The sequence below is a fragment of the Bacillota bacterium genome (assembly GCA_018818595.1).
In the GTDB taxonomy this organism is placed as follows: domain Bacteria; phylum Bacillota_I; class Bacilli_A; order Izemoplasmatales; family Hujiaoplasmataceae; genus JAHIRM01.
The window spans coordinates 1-5,058 of sequence record JAHIRM010000044.1; the positions used below are offsets into that span (position 1 = coordinate 1).

4 protein-coding genes are annotated in these 5,058 nt (G+C 35.7%); all 4 read right to left on the bottom strand.

Translation table 11 applies throughout. The annotated features are described in order from the left end of the window. Nucleotides 1-386: 386 nt before the first annotated feature. The 4 genes from KJ971_07460 to KJ971_07475 all read right to left on the bottom strand — a co-directional run bounded on the left by KJ971_07460 (nucleotide 387) and on the right by KJ971_07475 (nucleotide 4,871). A complete protein-coding gene (locus KJ971_07460) occupies nucleotides 387-851 on the bottom strand; it encodes a DNA-binding protein (protein ID MBU1145667.1) in 465 nt (154 codons plus the stop codon). Nucleotides 852-1,002: 151 nt separating this feature from the next. After that, nucleotides 1,003-1,152, bottom strand: coding sequence for a hypothetical protein (locus tag KJ971_07465; GenBank protein ID MBU1145668.1), 150 nt, complete (start codon nucleotides 1,150-1,152; stop codon nucleotides 1,003-1,005). Between the two features lie 130 nt (nucleotides 1,153-1,282). After that, entirely contained in the window at nucleotides 1,283-2,812 is a 1,530-nt protein-coding gene (locus tag KJ971_07470; GenBank protein ID MBU1145669.1) for a hypothetical protein, read from the bottom strand. Further along, nucleotides 2,793-4,871 carry an Eco57I restriction-modification methylase domain-containing protein gene (locus KJ971_07475; GenBank protein MBU1145670.1) on the bottom strand — a complete coding sequence of 693 codons (2,079 nt, stop codon included), beginning with the start codon at nucleotides 4,869-4,871 and terminating at the stop codon, nucleotides 2,793-2,795. Before KJ971_07475 ends, KJ971_07470 begins: the two co-directional genes overlap by 20 nt. Nucleotides 4,872-5,058: the final 187 nt, after the last annotated feature.

Consider the following 5,058-nt stretch of genomic DNA (forward strand, 5'->3'; position numbering starts at 1 on the left):
ATACGTCAAAGAACTTTATCCTAAAAAATTTCAATTAAAACTATAAATCGGGCGATATGTACATAGCCCTGAACCCGGCGGGTGTAGTTCAACACCGACTCATCGCTGGGTCGTACCGACCACTCAGAGTCCTATTTATTATGCACTGGCGGTTCTTGTCTGTCCGTGTGTCAGTGTCAATTTGCACTTTCATATTAAACTTGTCATTCGTTTCATTTTCTTTTCTATCTGGGTCGCCTGTGTGTTGGCGTGTTTTAATTCTTTCTTTAGGAGTGGGAGGAAAATTTTGAAATTCTCTCTGTGTTGGGGCAGACACACTCTTTGGCAAGCTTTGGTTAGAGCTTGGGCTTGTGGGGCTTGACAATGTGTGTGGCTGCTGCGATGGCTCATACTAATCTTATTAATTCCTTTTTTGTTGTTTTTAATAGTGTTTCCAGGTTCCCTCCTTCGCTTGCATATCCGACTGTAATGTTGTCTGCAAGTTCAATCATCATTTTGTTTCTTATTTCGGCTGTTTGTTCGGTTACTCGTTTTACTGTCTTGTCAAAAGGGCTGATGATTAAAATTCTTCCTTCTTCTACTGGTTCAATAAGTTCCGGTTCAATCTTTTCTTTTAATCCTCTGGCTAATGCAATAATGATTGGTTGTTTGCCTTTCAGCAAATAATGAAATACATCTTTTTCAAGTTGGCTATGAAAACCGCTGATGATACAATTTCCGGCTTCTCTTTGCTCAATTGCCCAATCATAGCATTTCAATACAACGGATGCAGGAATAGACCGGCTGCATAAAAAAGCTGTTTTCTTTAGCTCTAACAATGTCTCATTTCCTATTAGTTGTTCTATCTTCATTTTCGATTACATCTTTAACTTGGACACCATGTCCAAGTTTATGTCCAACTACATTAATAACTTCCCACTTTTTTTAATTAAGCTCCCCACTTTTAATTATACTATTTCTTCTAACACAATCATTATCAGCAATTATATTAGGAACTACTCCCTACTTTTTATTACTATTTCCATCGCTACCAACATAGACAGCATGTCCATGTCTATGTTTAGCATTATTACCATCTTTATTACCCCTAACATAGACAGCATGACTATCTTCTTGTCTATGTTGCACTATAATCTCATTTGTTTCTTTCATCAGTTCTTTCTTTACTAAAATGGCTTACTTGGACACTATGTCCAACTTCTTGTCCAAGCTTATCTTAATTAGTAGCTTTTTTACCACATACTTGGACACTATGTCCAGCTTCTTGTCCAAGTACTTTATCTTATTCATTAACAACATATTTATAATTAGGCGAATTAGCATCTTCTCCATTATCACGTATTAAACCAAGTTCTTTCATTGCAGCAAGATGTCGTTGAGCAGTTTTATAGCCAATATCAAAATGAGATGAATATTCCCTTGTACTGGCCTCGCTAACAGTTTTCAGCCACTCATATCCTTTTAATTGAGCATCATTAAGTTTAGCAACATTAGGGTGTTGACTAACTTTTTTAATTGCTTCCAAAGTTTTAGGAAATATCAAAGTTAGTAATGGTTCCTCATAAGTATATTCAGGTAAAGGCAAACTATACTTTTCATTTAAAGACTTTAATGCAGCCATTCCCAAACCAGTTTCTTCAACATAACCCATTTTGTTGAATACCAATGAGATTACTGGATTTCGGCTGTAAGAAGGAGCTTTGAATGTGTTCAATTGCTCCAATGTAATGGTTGAGGGAGGAGCACCGGGACTTTTAACAATTATTGCATCATCAGTTATGTTGATCATATTCTTAGCTCCTCCAATAGAATAATCTCGGTGAACGATTGCATTAATAAAAGCCTCACGAAGAACCTCAAGTGGGAAACTCTCTTTTTCTCCTCTTTTAAATGATGACGTGTCCTTTTCCTGAGCTAACACCTTTCTTAGCCATTCTTGAACCAAATCAGGAACTAGAACCAATGCCTGATCGAAACTCTCGGGTTTAAATTCATAGTTGCCAAGTTTTGCTGTACATTTCAAAGCAGCCCCCTTAAATGTATTGCGTGGGTCATTGCCAAAAAGCAATATGCCATATCCATTGGGTTTAAAGGTATTGTCAGATTTATCAAGACTCAATACTCCCATATCAATCAAATAATCTTTAAATTCAGGCTGGTCAATCTTATATTGTAACTTAGCTTGATTGATAAATTTTTGAAGTGCTTCAACAGAAAGTTTATCGAATGTTGAATTGGAAATTGGTTGTTCAATTGGTTTAGAAAAATCCTCTTCTGCAGCTTTTCTCTTCCTTTCCCAAGCCTGTTTTAGAAACTCCTTATTCTCACTTTCAATCTGCTTTTGTAGATCACGGTCAAACATTTTAACAATTATCCCATGCCTCTCTAAATGATCAATCCCCTTAGTTGAAACAGTTGGGTCAGGATCAATGATGCCAACGTAAACCGTTTTTATTCTTGCTTTTGAGGTTCGCTTACAACAAGCTATTTTTGGAGGTGTTCTTTCAACACAAGGTTCAAGTGTAGTAAACAGAATACAATCATCAAGTTTTTTATTTCCAAGTTTTCTTTCAAGCAAGGTAAATTCCGCATGATCACCATCTCTGAGCTCACCTCTGTGAGCCCTTTCAATTTTTCCATCCTGAAATAGCAAAATTGCCCCAACCTTGGGAGGTACTTTACCATCTGGTCTTGGTTCATTAAGGCTCTTATTCATCTCCTCAATTGCCAATTCCATGTATGGTCTGGGATTAAATGCTGTTTGCTCTTTTTTCTTTGCCATATTTATATTTTTATTCTTCATCCTCCCCATTCTCCAACTCCTTACCCATCCTGTACTTTATATCATAATTGATAATAAAATCCAACTCCTCTGCCGTGAAACCATAATACTCCGCTAATACTGTGTCGATTTCGTCAATGATGGGTTTTGATTTCTGAGGAAAAAATTGCTGGAATTCAACATTTCCAGTTTGATATTTTGCAGGTTGCATAATTGAATTTTTATCCAAATCTTTCATTAATTTGTCGCATACAATTAATAGGTTATTTTTTAAATTATCAGGAATATTTTCAATGTCAATTGGAAACTCTTTTAAATCGCTTGGATTATTGGTTCTTGCATCGGAGTGCATAATATAATACCAATAATATGTTGAGCTATTCAGTAATGCAACCGTGATTTTTAATGTTTTTATATCACCGAAATAAAGATAGCTTTCCCTTGAGGAGACGCCTCTTTTACCATTTAGAAAAAACTTTGGTTGAAAATCTGTTATTATTTTCCAGTACCGACCACCACTATTTCGATAATACAAGTAATGATTTGTTTTGCTTCTTGAAGTATAGAAACCAATATTTTTCTTTACTGTTCTAAGGTTTTTGATAATTGACAATTCTTCATTAGTACTAATTTTCGGAACAATTCCAGTTATAATTGTTGCCTTTGCTTCTGTATATGAAATATTGTCGAACAAAAAATCACGAAATGCTGAATTCCATTTGTAGTAATATGTCGTATATGTTTTTTCAATCTTTGTTTTACCATTCTTTTTAAAAAGAGAAATTACCAAATTTCTTTCTGCTCCTTCAAATAGTTTACTTGGTCTTTCAGCATAATAACTTAAAAACAATTCAGAGCAGTTCTCAAATTTGACTTTTTGGAAAGAGGCCATTCTATCCGTACAATATGCACTTAAAGGAATTATCATTCCATTATATGAATTTTCCTTTTGAATTTTAATAGCTCTTTCTATTACAAACGAATATAAATTACCAGATGATAAACAGTCAAAGTCTTTTAGGGTATAAAATTTCTTAACTGTTGAATACTCAACATAAGGCGGATTCCCAATCACCACGTCAAAACCGCCTTTATAATGTATTATTTCATAAAATTCCGCAAACCAATGAAAGGGTTGATGAGTTCTCAACCAGTCGGCATATATTATGGCGGTAGATTGTTTATGTAATAAAAGGTTTAGTTCGTGGTTGAGTTCAGCTAATCGTATATTCAGGTCTTCTTTAGCTTTCTTAAAACCCTTGTAGTCATCACCATCGCCTAATTGAATGTCTTTGTATCGGGTAAAAGCCCGGGCAACAATATCACATTTTTCTTCAATTTCATTTTTCACAATGGAACCCAGCAAATCTTCAATCAGTGATTTTTCCAGTTCGGCTTCGGTTGCAAAACCTACTAAAGTATTACCAGCCCTTATATTAAAATCAATATCCGGCAAAGGTTCTAAGCCCAGATTAGGTTTGCGGTAATCAACTTCAACCGTTGCAACTAATTTTAGGAATAAGCGGAGTTTTGCAATTTCAACAGCTTCCTTCATTATATCCACTCCGTAGAGGTTTCTAAGTATGATGCTTTTATAAATGAAGTAACTCAGGTTGGGATGTTCGGGGCTTTTCACCTGTTCCAAAACTTCTTCAAAGAATTTGTATTTCCCTTTTGTCGCTTCGGCAACAAAATTTTCCATGCGCTGAATACAGCTCTCATACAACGGTTCAAGAATATTCATGGCTGCAAATAGAAAAGCCCCGGAACCGCAGGTCGGGTCAATAATGGTAAAGCTGTTGAGTGATTTGTAAAAGTGTTTCAGAAATTCAGGATCAGTCGTGTTTTCAACAACATCCTGTGCAAACTGGCGAATATTCAGGTTGTATGTGATAAAATCATTTATTGCAGTAATTTCACCATTGCTAATCTTACTTCTAATTTCTGAATACCGGTTTCTGCGGTCAACCACTTCTCGCCAAATTTCGGTTGGCAAGGCAAATTCTGTTGGTGCAGATTTGTTCCATTCTGTACGCATACTGACATCATTGATCCCGTCAGCAATTTCAGGAGGTAATTTTTCGTCCACTCCTTTTTTTACTGCCTCGTAAATATAATTATCACTGCTTTGTTTTACGGTTCACCCGATAAAACAGGTGGGGAAAATGAAATACAATTAATTTAGCTACATGGAAGCACAAGATATTTTAAAGCATTTCTTCCCGGAAGATTTACTAACTCATTTTGACCTGACTGATATCAGGGAACAAGACGGC